We start from the raw sequence: 18,293 nt of genomic DNA on the forward strand, positions 1-18,293 counted from the left end.
CACCCGATACGAAAAGACCGCCACCTCCTACGAAGCAGCGGTCACTCTCGCGTCGTTCCTGCTCTGGGCAAGATCCGTTTGAAGACGGACCCTAGATCGATGCGCCCATCCACCCTCGGCCAGTGACCACCCAACGCCGTCACGATGACCTGGCCGCGCCCCCGCCGGGGAATCCAGGCGCCGGCAACGGACGCGCTCGCGTCGTCAAGAACCATGAGCCAACGCCCCGGTAGCGACTGCAGCTCGGCGTGAACCCGCTCACATACCAGCCGCGGATCCCGCACCTCCGTTTGCTCCGCGCTACCCGTGAGGTGCGCCAGCACCCGGACGAACGACGCCACCAAAGACTCTTCGCTCTCAGCATCAACCCAAAACACAGCGTCATAGCGGAACGCCTCAGCCGCGATGTACGCAGCAGCAAGACTGGATTTACCCAAGCCCGACAAACCCGTGATGACACACGTCCGCACACCCTGCGCCGAATCTTGCCCACCCAGCAGTACCTCGCCTACCTTCTCGACGAAGTGCGCCCGGTCCACCTCCGGAACCGGAGGCGCCTGCCCGAACACAATGCCCAGATGCTGCCGCCCCAGAGCCGAACGCAGTTCCTCATCACCGACCAGCACCGACCGGCGGAAATCACTCACATCCCACTGCGCTAGACCGGGATCAGCCGCCCGACGCATCACTTCGGCCACCAAACAGCCCAGCACAAGCCCACCGGCCCGACCGGACAACCCCCGCCCAGCCCTCTCCCGCTCCAAACGCAGCGCACTGTGGAGGTCCTCACGCAACTGCTCATCAGTGCGGGCATCGAACTCAATGCGCGCCCGCCCCAAGCGCTCCCAGTGCTCCGCGGACAACGCCTGGCATAGGCCCCAGGCGGCCGGAGCCCGTACCAAGAGCTCCTGAAGCCCCGCCTTGAGACGCGCAGCGTCACCACCGTGACGCTTCAGCAGTTCACCCAAATGCAGACATCCTTCGTCCGGCACAGCGGACGTGATCAAACGGTACTGGTCGGCTTCGAAGCCGGTGACCAGATGAACCAGCACCGACACAGCCTCGCGCGCCCTCACGGTCCGTCCCGCACCAGCACTCTTCACCTGCACCGCAAGCAGCGAGCAACCAGAGGCATCGACCAGATCGAAATCGACCGAATCCACATGGTGGCCGGACACCGCATTCCCGGGCCCCTCGACACGACAAGCAGTCGCCTCACCCTGCTGCATGCCAGCCAACAAAGCTTCGACCGTACGCAGGTACTGATACTGAAACCCGCGAGCAGCAACACGCCCACCGTCGATCGCCACGCAACCCCCTCGCGTCGAGCCCTACTGCGGGATTCACAGTAGGCGCGAGGTATGACAACGAAGGGCAACCTGGCCATATGTGCGATGGCTTTCCCGGAGTCAGTTATGACACTCTCAACGCCCGGGTTGCAGCGGACGCCACCGTGCCAGCAACGTGAGCCAGTCCTCGGCGGCGTAGGGCCCGCACCATACTCCGCTCCCAGGAGTCGCTCCACGAAGGTCCTGGGAGGGCAAGGGGTCATCGGCTCGAACGGCAGCGCCCGGCCTGCATGTGAACCCCTCCAGGTGGCCTGGTCACCTTCTACGACAGCATCGGCGACGTCATCTGGGCGGAGTCCGGCAACGGCTACTTCACATCTCCGTGAGACCAGGCACGTAGCTGGACCCACGGTGATCGGCACCACAGTTCATCAGGGCCGGCAGGACGGCCGGACGCTAAGCAGCTCGGTCCGCAGGACGGGCGTGCCGTCGACGGGCGCCGGGTCCTGCGAAGTTGGCTCGATACCGCCAGCAGCGATCTTGTCGAGCGTCTTCAGGCCGGCGGCACCGACCGTGCCGAACACCGTGTAGTTGGGTCGCAGCGCGGAGTCGCCGTAGACGACGAAGAACTGCGAACCGTTCGTGTTTGGCCCGGCGTTGGCCATCGCCAGCAAACCGCGCCCGTAAAGGCGACGGACGCCGGTCGGATCGCTCGGTGCCGGCGGCAGGTCCACCGGCAGCTCGTCCTTGTACTCGTACCCCGGCCCGCCCTCGCCGGTGCCGGTCGGGTCGCCACACTGCAGGACCTTCAGCGTCGGATACGCCGTCAACCGATGGCACACCGTACGGTCGTAGAACCGGTGCCGCGCCAGGTGCACGAAGCTCTGGACCGTGCACGGCGCCTTCGCCCGGTCAAGACGTAGCGGGAGCGGGCCCTGACTGGTCCGGACAGCCATATCGACCGTGCCGTGACTGGGGGTGTGCCGGGGGTCGGGCGGCAGGGGAACCGGTCGCGCCGCCGGCTCGTCCGGGGTCTGGGTGTACTGGCAAGGACCGTGCGTGGTTCGCGGCGGGGCATCGGAAGCGGAGGCGGTGGTGCTGCCCCCGGACACGACCAACGCTGCTGCCGCCCATGCGGTCATGAGAGCTCGGTTCATCCTGCACACCCTCCAAAAGATCGCCAGATGTCGGAGCGGTCGCAGCCTAAAGCGCGGCCCGGCGCGCGAGAACCCACCCGCAAGCCACATCCGCCTCCCAGCCTTCGACCCGCGGCCGCAGGCCACTACGTTCGGATGCGGCACAGCGTCGGCTGGCTGATCAGGATTACGGACCGACCTGACGGCTGATGCCGATGGCAGGGGCCAGCAAGGGCGGTTGGTGCCTGCACGAGCCTTTCAACAGTTCAGCCGCGCGCAACATAGCCCACCATCGCCGGTTGGCCAAACCGGCAATTGACCAGACCATGGAATCCTCAACGCGCGGTCCACTGACAAGGTCACGGCGGCGGTTGCAGAGCGGACCACAGGACTCTTGAGGGGCTATGACACCGCAGTTCATGAGCGTGCGAGAAACGGCAGAATACCTGAACGTATCCATCTCCTGGATCTACAAGAATGCCGCCCACGCGGGACTCGCCTCTTACCGGTTTGGAGCAGGACCTAACGCCAAGATTCGATTCAAGATGTCAGATGTCGAAGCGTGGCTTAAGCAACAACGCACACCGTAGAACAACCGAAGTGCCGACTCGGACTGACGAGCTGGCCCGGTATGATTGCGGACCCCCATACAGCATATGATCGGAAATCATCTTCTGTGTCTCGTTCGTTGATTCGTGGGATGGGCTCGTTCTTCAAGACGTGCGAGCATCTGCGGTCTCGGTGGTCGAAGTGCCCCCACCCCTACAAGATCCGATACCGTTCGGCGCGCGGAAAGCAGGTGCAGGAGTCAGGTTTTGCAACCCAGGACCAGGCCATCGGACGTCTGACGGAGATATACAACGAGAAGAAGGCCGCCGGCCCGCGAACCCAGGCCAAGGCGGAGCGGCTCGCGACCTACGGGGCGATGCGGTTCGAGGAGTACGCGAGCGAGTGGAAGGCCGGACAGCGGGACCTGGGCCCCGCCTCGGTACGGCATCTGGACTCTCTGCTGCAGCACCACCTCCTTCCCGTGCTGGGCAGCCGGCGGATGAACACGTTCGATCACAAGGTCGTCGACGGCTTCATCCAGACCATGGAACGCAACGGTGTCGGCCTGGCCACCCAGTCCAACGCCTTCGACAAGCTCAAAGCGGTCCTGCTCGACGCCCACCGGCTGGGTCTTTTCGACGAGAGCCCACTCAGGGGTGTCAAGGCGCCACACTACGACCCCGAGCGCGCAGTCATTCCCTCACCAGAGCAGTTGCGGCGGATACGGGTGGCCGGCGACGACCGTTTCTTGCTGATCGCGGACCTGATGAGCGGCTGCGGCCTGCGCAATGGCGAAGCTGCTGCGGTCAACCTGCGCAACATCGTGACCGACGACGTCTACCGGGTCACGGAACAGGTCAACCAGACCACCGGCCAGTACGGTCCACTCAAGCACCGGAAGCCGAACGAGTACCGCGACGTGCCCCTGCCAGCCAGGGTCAGGGAGACGATCGAGTGGTATGCCGACAAGCACGGCACCCTCAACGGCTACCTGCTGCGACACCCGAACGATCCGTCCCGGCCGTTCCCGCACTACTGCCTCAGCAACCAGTGGCGGCGCATCAAGAAAAGGGCCCAGGTTCACGTCCCCCCGGGGATGGTGATCTACGGCTTCCGACACTTCTTCGCTTCCAACTGCCTCACCCATGGCGTACCCATCACCGACGTGGCTGAGTGGATGGGACACAAGAACATCGCCATCACCTTCAAGATCTATCGGCACCTCATGCCCGGCTCGATAAGCGCAGCCTCGAAAGTCCTCAATCTGGAGCTCGCTGCGTAGCAGCCAACCCCGGCACGAGCGGACCAGCGATCCGACTGATCCGCGACCGCAACGGCCTGGCGCTCTCGTTTCGCCTCTCGGCCTTGAACACCCACAACAGCCAAGCGCTCGTTGCGCTGCGGAGGCTCCATGAAGCGCTTGCATGGCGGAGGTGTCGGCGAGGTTACCGCGATCGCGCGGCGTCCGGGGTCGACGACCGCAGCCCCTGGCTCAAGCAGCAAGATTGAGGTTGAGGACTCTCGCCGCCTTGTTGATCGATCCGGGCATGAGGTGTCGGTAGATCTTGAACGTGACGTCGAGACTCTTGTGCCCCATCCACTCAGCCACGTCGGTGATCGGAATGCCGTTGCTCAGGCAGTTTGACGCGAAGAAGTGGCGGTTCCCATAGAGGACCATCCCCTCGGGGATGTCCACCTTGCCGGACGCCCTGATCCGTCGCCATTGGTTGTCCATACCCCAGTGCGGATACGGCTTGCTGGGGTCGGTCGGCTGACGCAGCAAGTAGCCATCGACCGTGCCGTACGTCTCGGCGTACCACTCGATGGTCTCCCTGACTCGAGCGGGAAGCGGAACATCCCGGTACTCCCCCGCCTTCCGATGCTTGAGCGGGCCGTACTGACGAGTGGACATGACGACCTGCTCGGTGACGCGATACACGTCGTCAGCCACGATGTTGTTGACGTTCACGGCCGCCGCCTCGCCGTTGCGGAGGCCACAGCCGCTCATCAGGTCGACGATCAGCATGAGCGCGTGATCACCTGCGGTGCGTATCGCACGAAGTTGTTCAGGGGACGGAATAACGGCGCGCTTGGGATCGTACTGTGGCGGCTTGACGCCGGCCACCGGGTTGTCGGTGAAGACACCGAGCCGATGTGCATCGAGAAGGATCGCGCGCAGTTTGTCGAAGGCGTTGGCCTGGGTGGCCAGACCCGCACCGTTGCGTTCCATGAGGCGGACGAAGCCGTCAACCACCTTGTGGTCAAAGGAGTTCATCCGTCGGCTGGCGAGCGCCGGATAGAGATGGTGCTCCAGGAGGGAGTCGAGGTGTCGCACCGACGAGACAGCCAGGTGCCGTTGCCCGGCCTTCCACTCCTCGACGTACTCCTCGAACCTCATCGACCCGTACTTCTGGAGGCGCTCCGCCTTCGACCGAGCCTGCGGTGCCGCCTTCTTCTCGTTGTAGATCTCTGTCAAACGTCCAATGGCCTTGTCGCGGTCCGCGAACCCCGACTCCTCCATCTGCTTGCCGGCCGCCGACCGGTATCGGATCTTGTAGGGGTGGGGGCACTTCGACCACCGAGACCGCGGGTGCTCGCACTCCTTGAAGAACGATCCCATCCCCCGAACCAACGTATCCCGCGCCATGGCCGACCGACTCCTCACGACTGATGCTGACCTTTTGCTGACCAGGAGCAGTCGCGCAGGCCGTTGACCTGCTAAAACAGCGGCGGAATTCGATATGTGGTGGAACTTCGTCGGACGCACTCAGGGCGATATCAAACAAGCCCGGGAGGAGTGGGTGAGCGGGTCGAGATTTGGGGAAGTGAAGGGTTACGACGGAGCGCCCCTACCCGCCCCTGAACTGCCGCCGACACCACTGAAACCGCGGGGCCGAGTACGCTGAGCTGACATGTTCCAGTCCGGCACGCACATGGCCGGGCGAGGCTGAACACGCCTCGTCCGGTTCACTCAGACTGCTTGAGCTTCACGAGCGGGTAGATCCTTTTCCCGGCAGATGCGCCTGCGACAGATAGGCCGCGGCCCGGCGCAGGACCTCGTTCTCCTGCTCCAGCAGCTTGATCCGCCGACGCGCTTCCCACAGTTCCGCGCTCTCCTGGCTGGTCACCGGGCTTGGACCCGTCATCGATGTCCGCCCGGCGCATCCACTCCCACAACGTCATCGGGTGAACCCCGAAATCGGTGGCCACCTGCTCGACCGTGACACCCGGGCCGCGGTTCCTCGCGACTCGCACGACGTCCTGGCGGAACTCTTCCGGATAGGGCTTGGGCACAGCGACACCCTTCCCACCCGCCCCCCAGGGCTTGCCAGTTCAGATGTCACCCGATCGTGCAGCAGACCCGATAGCGTCAGTTCGCTATCGGTCGTCGCCGGTATCCAGCGCAGTTGGTGGCGCGGGCGTCGGCGTGGAGGCTGGACCCTCGACTCGACCAAGGTGACGACGCCGTTCGAGTCCATGCCGCACCCATGTACCGGTATTCGCGCTGGCGATCGGTATCGTCCGCCCCACTGGGCCTGCAACACGACGGCCCTCGAGGAGGAGGATCGCCATGGCCGATCGCGCGCAAGGAACCGCGCCCGGCGACGGATCTGCGGCGCTTGCGCCGGAGCCTGACCGTGCGGGCGGGCATGACGCGGTGCGCCTCGCGCTGGTGATCGGTGCTCTCGGTGTGGTCTTCGGTGACATCGGGACCAGCCCGATCTACACGCTCCAGACCGTGTTCAACCCGAGAGACCCGCACCCCGTCCCGGTCACCACGCAGAACGTCTACGGCGTGGTGTCGCTGGTGTTCTGGTCGGTGGTGATCATCGTCCTGGTCACCTATGTGCTGTTGGCCATGCGCGCCGACAACGACGGCGAGGGGGGCATCATGGCGCTCATCACCCTGGTGCGACGCTGGAGCTCACAGCGCAGCCGGCGAGCGGCGGCCGTACTGGCCGCACTGGGCATCTTCGGCGCGTCGCTGTTCTTCGGCGACAGCATGATCACCCCGGCCATCTCGGTACTGTCCGCGGTCGAAGGGCTCAAGGTCGTCCAGCCGTCGCTGGAAGGCGCGGTAGTTCCTATCACCGCGGTGATCATCGTGCTGCTGTTCCTGGTGCAGCGCCGGGGAACCGCGGCGGTGGGCCGGGTGTTCGGACCGGTCATGATCGCCTGGTTTGCGGCCATCGGTGCCTGCGGCATCGCCGGCATCGCCGACCACCCGGCCATCCTCAGGGCGCTGTCGCCGACCTACGCCGTGGGCTTTCTGTTCGGCCATTTCGGCACCGCTTTCTTCGCCCTGGCCGCGGTCGTGCTCGCGGTCACCGGTGCCGAGGCGCTCTACGCCGACATGGGGCACTTCGGCCGCCGGGCGATCACCCGCGCCTGGATGTTCCTCGTCTTCCCCGCCTGCATCCTGAGCTACCTCGGGCAGGGCGCCCTGATCCTCGCCGACCCGCGCCACATCAGCAGCCCCTTCTTCCTGCTCACGCCCGACTGGGGACGCCTACCGATGGTCGTGCTGGCCACGGCGGCCACCGTCATCGCCTCCCAGGCCGTGATCACCGGCGCGTACTCGGTCACCTCCCAGGCCGCCCAGCTCGGCTACCTGCCGAGGCTGCGGATCGCGCACACCTCCGAATCCACCATCGGCCAGATCTACGTCCCCTGGATCAACTGGCTGCTGATGGTCTCGGTCCTCACCCTGGTCCTCGCCTTCCGCAGCTCCACGGCGCTCGCCTTCGCATTCGGCATGGCGGTCACCGGCACCATCACCATCACCACCCTGCTGTTCTTCTACGTCGCCCGCGCGAAGTGGCGTACGCCCCTGTGGCTGATCGTCGTCGGCGCGACCGTGCTGCTCTTCGTGGACCTGCTGTTCGTGGCGGCCAACCTGACCAAACTCGTCCACGGCGCCTGGCTGCCGCTGCTGATCGGCATCACCGCGTTCACCGTCATGACGACCTGGCAACGCGGCCGCGAACTCGTCACCGCCGAACGGGCACGACTCGAAGGCCCGCTGCCCGAGTTCATCGACGACCTCCGCTCGGGAAAGGTCTCAACGCGCCGGATCCCCGGAACCGCCGTCTTCCTCAACCGAGGCAAGCAGACCGCACCCCTGGCCATGCGGGCCAACGTCGAGCACAACCACGTCCGACACGACCAGGTCGTCATCCTCTCCCTCGAAACCGAAACCGTGCCCCGCGTCCCGGCCGACCAGCGCATCGTCGTCGACGACCTCGGCTACACCGACGACGGGATCATCCACGTCACCGCCCGGTTCGGCTACATGGAGACACCGGACGTCCCCGGCACCCTGGCCATGCTCACCCCGGCCCAGACCGAGGGACCGTTGCAGCTCGACCAGGCATCCTACTTCCTGTCGAAGATCGACCTTCGGCGCGGCAAGTCCCCCACGATGGCGCCCTGGCGCAAGCGGTTGTTCATCACCACCTCATACATCACTGCCGATGCTGCCGAGTACTTCGGCCTCCCGCGCGATCGCACGGTCATCATGGGCTCGCACATCGAGGTATAGCGCGTGCATCAATTGCGACCGGATACCGGCCGGTGTCCGGTCTGCCATGCGTGACTGGCGTCGGCCCCGGGCGGTGAACTGCGGGTCCACGCGACGGTCATGAGGCCGAGTGGAGCGGCCAATTCCCGGCCGAGAGCCATACACGGTGCACAGTGAGCGCAGGGGTCTGGAACAGCCCGGACGCCAGGAGGAGGACCGGGCTCGTCGTCGACGTCATGGCCCGGTCTCCCTGGAGTCCGAAGGTGTCCTGACGCCACGCTGACGGAGATGGGCGGACCTTGACGGAACGCTAACGTGCCTGGTCAGACGGCATGGACAGGAATGTCAGAAGGTCGCCAAGAACTGGCGTACGCACTGTTCGAAAGCCCCGTTGCGCGGTGGGATGTAAGCGGTTCCGATGAGGATCGCGGGCCGGAAGCCTTCGGTCGGCGTGTGTAGAACGGTGAATGAGATGTCCGAGTACCGCCCGCCCTCAGGCGCTCGTGTCGTGGTGGGAGTGAGCGGCTCGCTGGGCAGTCTCACCGCCCTGGGCCGCGCGGCCGACGAGGCCAGGCGCCGGGGGGCCGAACTGTGGCCGGTGCTGGCCTGGGAGCCGCCCGGTGGGGACCATCTCGCCCGCAGGTCACCGGCAGCAGCCGTCATGGTCCAAGCGTGGGAGCGCCAAGCGCGGGAGAGGCTCGTCGGAGCGCTGCGCGAGGTGTTCGGCGGCATGGACACCGGCCTTCCGGGTCAGGCGCTCGTCGCACGGGGCGCGCCCGGATGGGTACTCGTGCGGATCGCCGACCGGGAGGACGACGTCCTCGTGGTCGGTGCCGGACAGCGAAGCCGGCTGCACCGCGCGCTCTCGCCGTCGGTCGGCCGCTACTGCCTCGCCCACGCCGGCTGCCCCGTCCTCGCGGTGCCGCCCTCCCCGCTGCAGGCCGCGCTGGCGGCCGTGCACCGCCGCAACACCTGGCGGCTGCGGCTGGACACCAGGGACCTGCAGAAGGAGTTCGAGACGGTGCCGCCCGACGCCTGAGGTGTCAGTGCGCGGCCGCTGTCGGCAGGTCCGGCTGCTCCGGGCGTCGCTGCGGTGCTGTCGGCACGGTGAGGACCATGGTGAGGCCGCCGCCGGGGGTGTCCTCGGCGTTGAGCGTGCCGCCGATGGCCTCCGCGAAGCCTCGGGCCACCGCGAGGCCGAGGCCGACGCCGGCGCCGCGAGGCGAGTCGCCGTAGCGCTGGAACGGTTCGAAGATGCGGGACTTGGCCTCGTCCGGAACACCGGGACCCCGGTCGACGACGCGGATCTCCACTCGGTCGGCCAGGGCACTCGCCGAGACGAGGACGGGGGTGCCGGCGGGACTGTATTTCACCGCGTTCTCCACCACGTTGGCGACGGACCGCTCCAGCAGGCCCATGTCGACGTCGACCATGGGCAGGGTCTCCGGAATGTCCAGCTCGACACTGTCCTCGGGTACACCTCCCAGCGCCATCGGGATCACCTCGTCCAGGTCGGTCTCGCGGATGATCGGCGTGACGGTGCCGGTCTGCAGGCGGGACATGTCGAGCAGGTTGCCGACGAGGTGGTCCAGGCGGTCGGCGCCCTCCTCGATGGACGCCAGGAACTCCCCCTGGTCGTCCTCGGACCACTGCACGTCGTCCGAACGCAGCGACGTGACCGCCGCCTTGATGCCGGCGAGCGGGGTACGCAGATCGTGGCTGACGGCCGCGAGCAAGGCGGTGCGGATGCGGTTGCCCTCCGCCAGCTCCTTCGCCTCGTCCGCCTTCTGCTGCAGGCGCTGGCGGTCCAGCACCACAGCCGCCTGGGCCGCGAAGGCGGCCAGTACGCGGCGGTCCTCGGCCGGCAGCACGCGGCCGGACAGGGCGAGTGACATGTGGTCACCGACCGGGACGTCGACGTCCGCGTCGTCGGGGGTGGCGCAGGGGCGAGGGCCGACGCTGCCGGCGCAGGTCCACGGCGCGATGTCGTTCTCGCGTTCCAGCAGTGCCGCCGACTCCATGCCGAAGGTTTCGCGCACCCGGTCGAGCAGTTCTTGCAGGGATGTCTCGCCCCGCAGGACATTGCCGGCGAGGAAGGAGAGGATCTCCGACTCGGCGCGCAGCCGGGCCGCTTGGTGGGTGCGCCGGGCTGCCAGGTCGACGACTGAGGCCACCGACACGGCCACCGCGACGAAGATCACCAGGGCGAGGATGTTCTTCGGGTCCGCGATGGTGAGGCGGTGCACCGGCGGAGTGAAGTACCAGTTCAGCAGGACGGAGCCGAATGCCGCGGAGGCCAGCGCCGGGAGCAGGCCGCCCAGCAGGGCCGCCGCCACCGTCAGCGTCAGGAACAACAGCATGTCGTTCGTGAGGCCGAGATCGGTGCTGATGTGTGTCAGCAGCAGCGTCAGGAGCACCGGGCCGCCGATGCCCGCGAACCAGCCCCACAGAATGCGCGAGCGCCCCAGCCGTGCCCCGCGCGCGATCGGCAGTCCGCGGCCCTTGCCCGCCTCGTCGTGCGTGATGAGGTGGACGTCGAGGTCGGGACCGGAGTCCCGGGCGACCGTGGCGCCGACACCGGGTCCGAAGACGTACTGCCAGCTCCTGCGGCGGGAGACGCCCAGCACGATCTGGGTGGCGTTCACGCCCCGCGCGAAGTCCAGCAGCGCGACCGGTATGTCGTCACCGACCACATGGTGGAAGGTACCGCCCAGGTCCTCCACCAGTGTGCGCTGGACGGCGAGTTCCTTCGGGGAGGCCGAGGTCAGGCCGTCGCTCCGGGAGATGTAGACGGCCAGCACCTCGCCGCCGGCGCCCTTCTCCGCCAGGCGCGCGGCACGCCGTATCAGCGTCCGGCCCTCCGGTCCGCCGGTCAGCCCCACCACGATCCGCTCCCGCGAACCCCAGATCGTCGACACCCGGTGTTCGCTGCGGTACGCGTTCAGGTACTCGTCGACCCGGTCGGCCACCCACAGCAGCGCCAGCTCGCGCAGGGCGGTCAGGTTGCCGGGACGGAAGTAGTTCGAGAGCGCTGCGTCGACCTTGTCGGGCTTGTAGATGTTGCCGTGGGCCATGCGGCGGCGCAGGGCCTGCGGGGACATGTCGACCAGCTCGATCTGGTCGGCCCGCCGTACCACCTCGTCGGGCACGGTTTCCTGCTGCCGGACCCCGGTGATCGACTCGACCACGTCGCCCAGGGACTCGAGGTGCTGGATGTTGACCGTCGAGATCACGTCGATCCCGGCAGCGAGCAGTTCCTCCACGTCCTGCCAGCGCTTGGCGTTGCGCGAGCCGGGGATGTTGGTGTGCGGCAGCTCGTCCACGAGCGCAACCTGGGGACGGCGCGCGAGGACGGCGTCCACGTCCATCTCGGTGAAGACGCTGCCCCGGTAGGCGAGTTCCTTGCGCGGCACCTGTTCCAGGCCGTGCAGCATCACCTCGGTGCGCGGCCGGTTGTGGTGTTCGACGAACGCGACGACACAGTCGGTGCCTCGCTCGATACGGCGGTGCGCCTCCGACAGCATCGCGTACGTCTTGCCGACGCCGGGTGCCGCGCCGAGATAGATCCGGAGCTTGCCGCGTGCCATGTTCACCCTTCGAAGCGGTAGCCCATGCCGGGCTCTGTGATCAGATAGCGGGGGTGGGAAGGGTCAGCTTCCAGTTTGCGCCGCAACTGGGCCATGTAGACGCGCAGGTAGTTCGTCTTGTTGCTCTGCGTGACACCCCACACCTCCTGCAGAAGCTGCTTCTGGGTGATCAGCCGTCCCGGATTGGTGACGAGGATCTCCAGCAGGTGCCACTCGGTCGGGGTCAGCCGCACATCCTGCCCGTCCCGTACGGCCTTCTTCGCGAGCAGGTCCAGGGTGAAGGAATCCGTCTCCACGAGCGTCGTCTCGGGCACCAGCGGTGTGTCCTCCGTCCGGCGGACGGCAGCCCGCAGCCTGGCCAACAGCTCGTCCATGCTGAACGGCTTCGTGACGTAGTCATCGGCACCGGCGTCAAGGGCGGCGACCTTCTCGTCGGACGCCTGGCGGGCGGACAGCACCATGATCGGCACGCGCGTCCAGCCACGCAGCCCCTTGATGATGTCGACGCCGTCCATGTCTGGCAGGCCGAGGTCGAGCAGGACGACGTCGGGCTGGCGTGCGACGGCGAGCCGGAGGGCCGTGGCCCCGTCGGGGGCCGCGTCCACCCCGTAGTGACGTGCCTGCAGGTTGATGACGAGGGCCCGCACGAGCTGCGGGTCGTCCTCCACCACGAGCACCCTGGTCATGGGTGTGTGCCTCTCCTGTCGTACGTCGCTCCGCACGCGCCAGAGGCAGGGCGACCGACGTCATGGCTGCGGGAGCCGGCGGTCCCGGGTTGCGTCCCGGACCGCCGACTCCCGTGTGGGTCGCGTAAGGCCGTCACTGCTTTGCTGCGAGGGCCTTGAGCGCGATGTTGAGTTCCAGGACGTTCACCTGCGGCTCACCGATGAAACCGAGGGTTCGGCCGGTGGTGTGGTCCTTGACCAGCTTCTCCACCGCGGAGACGGACAGATCGTTCTTCGCGGCGACCCGGTGCACCTGGAGTTCGGCGTAGGCCGGGGAGATCGCCGGGTCCAGGCCGGAGCCGGAGGAGGTCACCGCGTCCGCGGGGACGTCCGACGGCTTCACGGTGTAGCCGGGAACGGAGTTGTCCTTCACGACGGCGGCCTTGGCGGCGAGCACCTGTGCGCAGAGCGTGCCGTCGTCGGGCTTGTCGGGGCACTTGCCGTTCACCGCGCCGCTGTCGGCGGACAGGTTGGTGGCGCCGGACAGGATCAGCTTGTACCGCGTGTTGACGCTGTTGGCGCCGAGGCCGTTGGCCGGGCGTCCCTGGAACCACTTCAGGTCCGGGTCCGGGGTCTGCTGCCCCTTCTTCAGCGGCAGGTCGTAGGACTGCCCGATCAGGGACGAGCCGACGACCTTGCCGTCCGCCTTGATCTCCGAGCCGTTCGCCTTGTCGCCGAACAGCCCCTGGGCGATGCCGGTGACGACCAGCGGGTAGATGACGCCCGTCACCAGGGTCAGCACGAGGAGGGCACGCAGGCCCGCCCCGAGCAACCGGGCGGTGTTGGTAACCGAGTTGTTCATGGCGATCAGCCGATTCCGGGGATGAGGGAGATGAGCATGTCGATGATCTTGATGCCGATGAACGGGGCGATCAGGCCGCCGATTCCGTAGATCCCGAGGTTGCGCCGCAGCATCTTGTCCGCGCTGACCGGCCGGTACTGCACGCCCTTCAGGGACAGCGGCACCAGCGCGATGATGATCAGCGCGTTGAAGATGACCGCGGACAGGATCGCGGAGTTCGGCGAGGACAGGTGCATGATGTTCAGCTTGTCCAGGCCCGGGTAGACCGCCGCGAACAGCGCCGGGATGATCGCGAAGTACTTCGCGACGTCGTTGGCGATGGAGAACGTCGTCAGCGCACCCCGGGTGATCAGCAGCTGCTTGCCGATCTCCACGATCTCGATCAGCTTGGTCGGGTTGGAGTCGAGGTCGACCATGTTGCCGGCCTCCTTGGCGGCCGACGTACCGGTGTTCATCGCCACGCCGACGTCCGCCTGGGCGAGCGCGGGCGCGTCGTTCGTGCCGTCACCGGTCATGGCGACGAGCTTGCCGCCGGCCTGCTCCCGCTTGATGAGGGCCATCTTGTCCTCGGGGGTGGCCTCGGCGAGGAAGTCGTCGACGCCCGCCTCCTCGGCGATGGCCTTCGCGGTCAGCGGGTTGTCGCCCGTGATCATGACCGTCTTGATGCCCATGCGGCGCAGCTCCTCGAACCGCTCCCGCATGCCCTCCTTGACCACGTCCTTGAGGTAGATGACACCCAGCACACGGGCGCCCTTGTCGTCCTTGACGGCGGCCAGCAGCGGGGTGCCGCCCGCCTCGGAGATCCGGTTCGCTATCGCGTCGGCGTCCTCCGCGACGGTGCCGCCTTCCTCCTTCACCCAGGCGATGACCGAGGCGGTGGCGCCCTTGCGGATCTTCCGGCCGTCGACGTCCACGCCCGACATACGGGTCTGGGCGGTGAACTCGATCCACTCGGCGCCGACCAGCTCGCCCTGGTGCCGCTCGCGCAGCCCGTACTTCTCCTTCGCCAGCACGACGATCGAGCGGCCCTCCGGAGTCTCGTCCGCGAGGGACGACAGCTGGGCCGCGTCCGCGACCTCGGCCTCCGTCGTACCGCGCACCGGCACGAACTCGGCGGCCTGCCGGTTGCCGAGGGTGATGGTGCCGGTCTTGTCCAGCAGCAGGGTCGACACGTCACCGGCAGCCTCGACCGCACGCCCGGACATCGCCAGCACGTTGCGCTGGACAAGGCGGTCCATGCCCGCGATGCCGATCGCCGAGAGCAGCGCGCCGATGGTGGTCGGGATCAGGCAGACCAGCAGGGCCACCAGGACGACCATCGTCAGGTGCGTGTGGGCGAAGGTGGCGAACGGCGGCAGGGTCGCCACCGCGAGCAGGAAGACGATGGTGAGCGAGGCGAGCAGGATGTTCAGCGCGATCTCGTTCGGTGTCTTCTGCCGGGCTGCGCCCTCGACCAGGTTGATCATCCGGTCGATGAAGGTCTCACCGGGCTTCGTCGTGATCTTGATGACGATCCGGTCGGACAGCACCTTCGTACCGCCGGTCACCGCGCAGCGGTCGCCGCCGGACTCGCGGATGACCGGCGCGGACTCGCCGGTGATCGCCGACTCGTCCACCGAGGCGACGCCCTCGACGACGTCGCCGTCACCGGGGATGATGTCGCCGGCCTCGCAGACCACGAGGTCGCCGATGGTCAGCGCGGTGCCGGGGACCTGCTCCTCGGAGCCGTCCGTCAGCAGCCGGCGGGCGACCGTGTCGGTCTTGGCCTTGCGCAGGGTGTCCGCCTGCGCCTTGCCCCGGCCCTCGGCCACCGCCTCCGCCAGGTTGGCGAAGACCACCGTGAGCCACAGCCAGGCGCTGATCGCCCAGCCGAACCAGTCACCCGGGTACTGGAAGGAGAACACCGTGGTCAGCACGGAACCGATCCACACCACGAACATCACGGGGGACTTGACCATCACCCGAGGGTCGAGCTTGCGGAACGCGTCCGGCAGCGACTTGAGCAGCGCCTTGGGTTCGAAGAGGCCCGCTCCGACACGGCCCTCGGCGGGCTTGTGCCCGGTCGGCGCGTCCTGGTGCGGCGCAAGGGTGGGTGTGGACATCGCGTCCTCGTGGTTTTCCGTTCGGGTCGTCATGACGCCAGCCCCTCGGCCAGCGGGCCCAGCGCCAGCGCCGGGAAGTACGTCAGACCGGTGATGATCAGGATCGCGCCCACGAGCAGGCCGGTGAACAGCGGCTTCTCGGTGCGCAGGGTGCCTGCCGTCACCGGTACTGGCTTCTGCTCGGCGAGCGAGCCGGCCAGTGCCAGGACGAACACCATCGGCAGGAAGCGGCCGAGCAGCATCGCGAGCCCGGTCATGGTGTTGTACCAGTCGGTGTTCGCGTTCAGACCGGCGAAGGCCGAACCGTTGTTGTTCGACGCCGACGTGAACGCGTACAGGACCTCGGAGAACCCGTGCGCGCCGGAGTTGAGCATCGAGTGCGGCGGGGTCGGCAGGGCCATGGAGGCGGCCGTGAAGACCAGGACCAGGGCGGGGGTGATGAGGATGTAGCAGGCGGCGAGCTTCATCTCGCGGCCACCGATCTTCTTGCCCAGGTACTCGGGCGTACGACCGACCATCAGACCGGCGATGAACACCGCGATGACCGCCATGATCAGCATGCCGTAGAGGCCGGAGCCAGTGCCGCCGGGCGCGATCTCGCCCAGCATCATGCTCAGCATCGTGATGCCGCCGCCCAGGCCGGTGAAGGACGAGTGGAAGGAGTCCACCGCACCGGTCGACGTCAGCGTCGTGGAAACGGCGAAGATCGACGAGGAGCCGACGCCGAACCGCGTCTCCTTGCCCTCCATCGCACCGCCCGCGGCCTGCAGCGCCGGGCCGTGGTGCGCGAACTCGGTCCACATCATCAGCGCGACGAAGCCGAACCAGATGAAGCCCATGGCCGCGAGGATCGCGTAACCCTGCTTCACGTTGCCGACCATCACGCCGAAGGTGCGCGTCAGCGAGAACGGGATGACGAGGATCAGGAAGATCTCGAAGAGGTTCGTGAACGGGGTGGGGTTCTCAAAGGGGTGGGCGGAGTTGGCGTTGAAGTAGCCGCCGCCGTTGGTGCCCAGCTCCTTGATGGCCTCCTGCGAGGCCACCGCCCCGCCGTTCCACTGCTGCGAGCCGCCCATGAACTGGCCGACCTCGTGGATGCCGGAGAAGTTCTGGATCGCGCCGCACGCCACCAGCACGACGGCGGCGATCACGGCACCGGGAACCAGGATGCGCAGCGTGCCGCGCACCAGGTCGCTCCAGAAGTTGCCCAGCTCACCGGTGCGCGAGCGCGCGAAGCCACGCACCAGCGCCACCGCGACGGCGATACCGACGGCGGCGGAGACGAAGTTCTGCACGGCCAGACCGGCGGTCTGCACGACGTGCCCCATGGTCTGTTCGCCGTAGTACGACTGCCAGTTGGTGTTGGTCACGAACGAGACGGCCGTGTTGAACGACTGCGCCGGGTTGACCGACGAGAAATGCATCGAGCCGGGCAGCACGCCCTGCAGCCGCTGCAGCAGGTACAGGAAGAGGACGCTGACGGCGGAGAAGGCCAGCACACCGCGCAGGTACGCGGGCCAGGTCATCTCGGTGTCAGGGTTGGCACCGATGGCCTTGTAGATCCACTTCTCCACCCGCAGGTGCTTGCGCGAGGAGTAGACCTTGGCCATGTAGTTGCCAACGGGAACGTAGGCGAGCGCCAGTGCGCCGATGAGGGCGATCAACTGCAACACGCCGGCGAGTTCAGGACCCATATCTGTTTCTCAGAACCTCTCCGGGAAGATCAGGGCGAGGACGAGATAGCCCAGCAGGGCGACGGCCACGACGAGGCCGACGACGTTTTCGACGGTCACAGCTTCGTCACCCCCTTGGCGACAAGGGCCACCAGCGCGAAACCCGCGAGCACGGTGACGACGAAGGCCAGATCGGCCATCGCGAACTCCTGGAGTGAGGTTCGATTGAAACGGACGTGTAAGAGGAAAGCGCGTCTCTGGCTGGTTCTGGTCGTCCGTTGACGACCCTCATACGGCCATCAGGGCACCTTTGACGGGACTCTTACGGCCGCTGACCCGTACCGGTCGGTAGGCAGGTGTGACAGCCGGTGACCTGGCTCACAGCCGGAAGCGAAGACGGCAGATCACCGCGTCCGTCTCCCCCCGCACCGCGTGCGCGACGACCGCACCCCGCTGGTTCTGCAACAGCCGCTGCCACAACCGCTCCGGCTCTGCCTCCGGGATCAGCACGGTGACCCGGGTGCCGGTCTCCGCCGCGGCGTACGACCCACCGCCGTCCGGAAAGGCGGCGATTACCCGCCGGTACGACGCCACCAGCACCGCCAGCAGGGCCGCGATGGCCAACGTCACCTGCATCGTGAAACCGAGACCGTGTGCACCCGCGCCGGCCAGGACCAGGACGATCGCCTCCGGGCCGTACGCCACCGACGCCATCGCGTCCAGCGACAGCGCCGCGAGCCCCGTAACGGCGGTCAGCCGATGCCGCTCCCCGGTATCAGGCGGCTCCTCGCCGGCGGGGACGGCATCCGGCTGCTCGGTGGTCAGAACGGACATGGGTGCGTGCTCCTTACTTCTTTCCGCTGCGCACGATGGTTGAGAGGTGCGCGAGTGCACCCAGGTTCTGACCGT

Annotated in this window: 14 protein-coding genes and 3 pseudogenes; 5 read left to right on the forward strand and 12 right to left on the reverse strand. The window is 67.1% G+C overall.

The genetic code is table 11. The annotated features are described in order from the left end of the window. Nucleotides 1-41: 41 nt before the first annotated feature. Nucleotides 42-1,310 (reverse strand): NB-ARC domain-containing protein, encoded by a 1,269-nt coding sequence (locus tag ACZ7FF_RS05005; RefSeq protein ID WP_470809607.1) that lies wholly within the window; start codon nucleotides 1,308-1,310, stop codon nucleotides 42-44. Nucleotides 1,311-1,720: 410 nt separating this feature from the next. Continuing rightward, the gene (locus ACZ7FF_RS05010) at nucleotides 1,721-2,446 is read right to left on the reverse strand and encodes a peptidylprolyl isomerase (RefSeq protein ID WP_470809609.1); all 726 of its coding nucleotides are present in this window, start codon (nucleotides 2,444-2,446) and stop codon (nucleotides 1,721-1,723) included. Between the two features lie 398 nt (nucleotides 2,447-2,844). Here ACZ7FF_RS05010 and ACZ7FF_RS05015 point away from each other — a divergent pair, with 398 nt between their 5' ends. Both ACZ7FF_RS05015 and ACZ7FF_RS05020 read left to right on the forward strand, forming a co-directional pair. Continuing rightward, nucleotides 2,845-3,015: a helix-turn-helix domain-containing protein gene (locus tag ACZ7FF_RS05015; RefSeq protein WP_470810566.1), complete on the forward strand. Its 171-nt coding sequence runs from the start codon at nucleotides 2,845-2,847 to the stop codon at nucleotides 3,013-3,015. A 110-nt stretch (nucleotides 3,016-3,125) separates the two neighbouring features. Continuing rightward, nucleotides 3,126-4,256: a tyrosine-type recombinase/integrase gene (locus ACZ7FF_RS05020; protein ID WP_470809610.1), complete on the forward strand. Its 1,131-nt coding sequence runs from the start codon at nucleotides 3,126-3,128 to the stop codon at nucleotides 4,254-4,256. 210 nt (nucleotides 4,257-4,466) lie between these two features. Here ACZ7FF_RS05020 and ACZ7FF_RS05025 read toward each other — a convergent pair whose 3' ends face one another. Beyond that, nucleotides 4,467-5,594: a tyrosine-type recombinase/integrase gene (locus tag ACZ7FF_RS05025; RefSeq protein ID WP_470810567.1), complete on the reverse strand. Its 1,128-nt coding sequence runs from the start codon at nucleotides 5,592-5,594 to the stop codon at nucleotides 4,467-4,469. Between the two features lie 112 nt (nucleotides 5,595-5,706). Here ACZ7FF_RS05025 and ACZ7FF_RS05030 point away from each other — a divergent pair. Beyond that, nucleotides 5,707-5,880, forward strand: a pseudogene (locus tag ACZ7FF_RS05030) (pirin family protein); the annotation flags it as partial. Nucleotides 5,881-5,961: 81 nt separating this feature from the next. Here the strand turns inward: ACZ7FF_RS05030 and ACZ7FF_RS05035 are convergent. Together ACZ7FF_RS05035 and ACZ7FF_RS05040 are read right to left on the reverse strand one after the other, a co-directional pair. Next, complete coding sequence (locus ACZ7FF_RS05035; RefSeq protein WP_470810613.1) at nucleotides 5,962-6,120, reverse strand: hypothetical protein; 159 nt, start codon at nucleotides 6,118-6,120, stop codon at nucleotides 5,962-5,964. Nucleotides 6,121-6,169: 49 nt separating this feature from the next. Next, a pseudogene (locus tag ACZ7FF_RS05040) lies at nucleotides 6,170-6,268 on the reverse strand (hypothetical protein); the annotation flags it as partial. A gap of 277 nt (nucleotides 6,269-6,545) precedes the next feature. Between ACZ7FF_RS05040 and ACZ7FF_RS05045 the strand changes: the two are divergent. Then, nucleotides 6,546-8,516 carry a potassium transporter Kup gene (locus tag ACZ7FF_RS05045; protein ID WP_470809612.1) on the forward strand — a complete coding sequence of 657 codons (1,971 nt, stop codon included), beginning with the start codon at nucleotides 6,546-6,548 and terminating at the stop codon, nucleotides 8,514-8,516. Between the two features lie 451 nt (nucleotides 8,517-8,967). Beyond that, complete coding sequence (locus ACZ7FF_RS05050; protein ID WP_470809614.1) at nucleotides 8,968-9,534, forward strand: universal stress protein; 567 nt, start codon at nucleotides 8,968-8,970, stop codon at nucleotides 9,532-9,534. A gap of 4 nt (nucleotides 9,535-9,538) precedes the next feature. On the opposite strand, the gene ACZ7FF_RS05055 is transcribed toward ACZ7FF_RS05050, so the two are convergent. The 7 genes and pseudogenes from ACZ7FF_RS05055 to ACZ7FF_RS05085 form a co-directional block, all read right to left on the reverse strand. After that, on the reverse strand, nucleotides 9,539-12,082 hold the full coding sequence (locus tag ACZ7FF_RS05055) for a DUF4118 domain-containing protein (RefSeq protein WP_470809615.1): 2,544 nt from the start codon (nucleotides 12,080-12,082) through the stop codon (nucleotides 9,539-9,541). A 2-nt stretch (nucleotides 12,083-12,084) separates the two neighbouring features. Further along, nucleotides 12,085-12,768 carry a response regulator gene (locus ACZ7FF_RS05060; RefSeq protein ID WP_470809616.1) on the reverse strand — a complete coding sequence of 228 codons (684 nt, stop codon included), beginning with the start codon at nucleotides 12,766-12,768 and terminating at the stop codon, nucleotides 12,085-12,087. A gap of 133 nt (nucleotides 12,769-12,901) precedes the next feature. Then, on the reverse strand, nucleotides 12,902-13,609 hold the full coding sequence (locus ACZ7FF_RS05065) for a potassium-transporting ATPase subunit C (protein WP_470809617.1): 708 nt from the start codon (nucleotides 13,607-13,609) through the stop codon (nucleotides 12,902-12,904). A gap of 5 nt (nucleotides 13,610-13,614) precedes the next feature. Continuing rightward, nucleotides 13,615-15,744 (reverse strand): potassium-transporting ATPase subunit KdpB, encoded by a 2,130-nt coding sequence (kdpB, locus tag ACZ7FF_RS05070; protein WP_470809618.1) that lies wholly within the window; start codon nucleotides 15,742-15,744, stop codon nucleotides 13,615-13,617. Continuing rightward, nucleotides 15,741-17,405 (reverse strand): potassium-transporting ATPase subunit KdpA, encoded by a 1,665-nt coding sequence (kdpA, locus tag ACZ7FF_RS05075; RefSeq protein WP_470809619.1) that lies wholly within the window; start codon nucleotides 17,403-17,405, stop codon nucleotides 15,741-15,743. Before kdpA ends, kdpB begins: the two co-directional genes overlap by 4 nt. 9 nt (nucleotides 17,406-17,414) lie before the next feature. Next, nucleotides 17,415-17,504, reverse strand: coding sequence for a K(+)-transporting ATPase subunit F (gene kdpF, locus ACZ7FF_RS05080; RefSeq protein ID WP_037770757.1), 90 nt, complete (start codon nucleotides 17,502-17,504; stop codon nucleotides 17,415-17,417). Nucleotides 17,505-17,909: 405 nt separating this feature from the next. Beyond that, nucleotides 17,910-18,218, reverse strand: a pseudogene (locus ACZ7FF_RS05085) (amino acid permease); the annotation flags it as partial. Nucleotides 18,219-18,293: the final 75 nt, after the last annotated feature.

It is taken from the genome of Streptomyces sp. NPDC037126 (assembly GCF_055605965.1).

Bases quoted from the DNA above. Each gene is read 5' to 3' on its own strand.
- ACZ7FF_RS05010 (WP_470809609.1), bottom strand. From the start codon at position 2,446: ATGAACCGAGCTCTCATGACCGCATGGGCGGCAGCAGCGTTGGTCGTG.
- ACZ7FF_RS05015 (WP_470810566.1), top strand. From the start codon at position 2,845: ATGAGCGTGCGAGAAACGGCAGAATACCTGAACGTATCCATCTCCTGG.
- ACZ7FF_RS05020 (WP_470809610.1), top strand. From the start codon at position 3,126: ATGGGCTCGTTCTTCAAGACGTGCGAGCATCTGCGGTCTCGGTGGTCG.
- ACZ7FF_RS05025 (WP_470810567.1), bottom strand. From the start codon at position 5,594: ATGGGATCGTTCTTCAAGGAGTGCGAGCACCCGCGGTCTCGGTGGTCG.
- ACZ7FF_RS05035 (WP_470810613.1), bottom strand. From the start codon at position 6,120: ATGACGGGTCCAAGCCCGGTGACCAGCCAGGAGAGCGCGGAACTGTGG.
- ACZ7FF_RS05045 (WP_470809612.1), top strand. From the start codon at position 6,546: ATGGCCGATCGCGCGCAAGGAACCGCGCCCGGCGACGGATCTGCGGCG.
- ACZ7FF_RS05050 (WP_470809614.1), top strand. From the start codon at position 8,968: ATGTCCGAGTACCGCCCGCCCTCAGGCGCTCGTGTCGTGGTGGGAGTG.
- ACZ7FF_RS05055 (WP_470809615.1), bottom strand. From the start codon at position 12,082: ATGGCACGCGGCAAGCTCCGGATCTATCTCGGCGCGGCACCCGGCGTC.
- ACZ7FF_RS05060 (WP_470809616.1), bottom strand. From the start codon at position 12,768: ATGACCAGGGTGCTCGTGGTGGAGGACGACCCGCAGCTCGTGCGGGCC.
- ACZ7FF_RS05065 (WP_470809617.1), bottom strand. From the start codon at position 13,609: ATGAACAACTCGGTTACCAACACCGCCCGGTTGCTCGGGGCGGGCCTG.
- kdpB (WP_470809618.1), bottom strand. From the start codon at position 15,744: ATGACGACCCGAACGGAAAACCACGAGGACGCGATGTCCACACCCACC.
- kdpA (WP_470809619.1), bottom strand. From the start codon at position 17,405: ATGGGTCCTGAACTCGCCGGCGTGTTGCAGTTGATCGCCCTCATCGGC.